This is a genomic window from Lentibacillus kimchii, assembly GCF_042666895.1.
Classification (GTDB): Bacteria; Bacillota; Bacilli; order Bacillales; family Amphibacillaceae; genus Lentibacillus; species Lentibacillus kimchii.
The window spans coordinates 1-1,278 of record NZ_JBHTGR010000038.1 but is presented as its reverse complement, the minus strand read 5'-3'; the positions used below and the strand labels follow the sequence as shown (position 1 = coordinate 1,278).

1 protein-coding gene is annotated in these 1,278 nt (G+C 35.1%); it reads right to left on the bottom strand.

Annotated features, from left to right (window positions below):
- Nucleotides 1–822: 822 nt before the first annotated feature.
- A complete protein-coding gene (locus ACFQU8_RS09835) occupies nucleotides 823–954 on the bottom strand; it encodes a hypothetical protein (RefSeq protein ID WP_382359309.1) in 132 nt (43 codons plus the stop codon).
- Nucleotides 955–1,278 lie beyond the last annotated feature (324 nt).

Genomic DNA, 1,278 nt, shown 5'->3' with positions numbered 1-1,278 from the left:
GCAGATGTTTGAATCGCTGGAGGAACAAGTTTAAACGACTAAAACACTGGCTAACTAAATTCAAAAGGGATAGGGTCATTTACACAAAATTATTGACGCCCCCCAATGTGCATAAAAGTACACATTGTTAGAATTTAAAATGAATCTTTAAAACATTCAACCTAAATTAATGTGTTACTGCTAAACTAAAATGGACAGTTTTTGCTTGATGGAATTGAACACTTTTTAACCCAAAATAATCCTAACTTCAGTTAAACTAAGTATAAAATAATTGAAGTTATGGGGGAACGAGAATGTGTACTAATTAGAAATGATTGTTGAACTGCATCAATTAAAAAGACAAGGTTTCGCAATTGCAGCTATTGCTAGATAATGCAACTTATCGAGAACGACAGTTTATGAGTATTTAGAAAAAAATAAAAAATTTTGTAGTTGGATGGATGTGTTGAAGACAAGAAAATGAAAATTAGATCCTTACCTGGAACATATCCTGGGGTGGTTAAAAGAACATCCGGACTTATCCGCTTCATAAAAAGTCGTTTCATCGGGTAATTTCAACAAAAGCGGCTGAGTCGGTCCAGCCTCAAGACAAAGATCTTCTACAGACTGTTTAAGCTGATCCCACTTCCTCTAATAAAGATTATACAATTCATTATTATACCCCATAATCCTTGTCCGTTTCCGTTTAGCATTCATGTCCTTAAAGACATCAGGATCCTCGTGGACTGGCTTCTGCAGCAGATGTATCACTCATCGCTGTCTCAAAAACCGCTGAAACGACACAATTAAAATCCCGCCTTTGTGTATTATTACCGCCATTTTTTAGCTGACACCATGTACATTCCATAGATCACCATCAAAGTTGTTTATAATCTGTTCTTCGACATACAATCGCAGGGATTCGGGCTCAACTTTTAGAAAGGAAACGCCAATAGATTCACCTAAACGGACCATGTCTTTAACTTTCGTTAGTTTTGAATCTGTTTTAGTGCTTGCTCAAGTAACGAAGAAGCCACTAGTGAAAATGATACAGAATCAAAGAAGGAAACTAGTAATGAAAAAAATGATGATGCTGTAAAAATCTCAATATTCCTAACTGATCCTTATGATTTCTCTAATAATGAATTTATTAATTTCTTACACAAGCATTATCAATCTTATCGAAAATTAACTAACTGAGCGAATTTCATAATTCATAGCCCTTGCGGCGCAAGGACTTAAAAACGTAAAAAAGGAAGTACCTCCCCAAATCTTGTATAATGGTAGTTGAACTAAAAC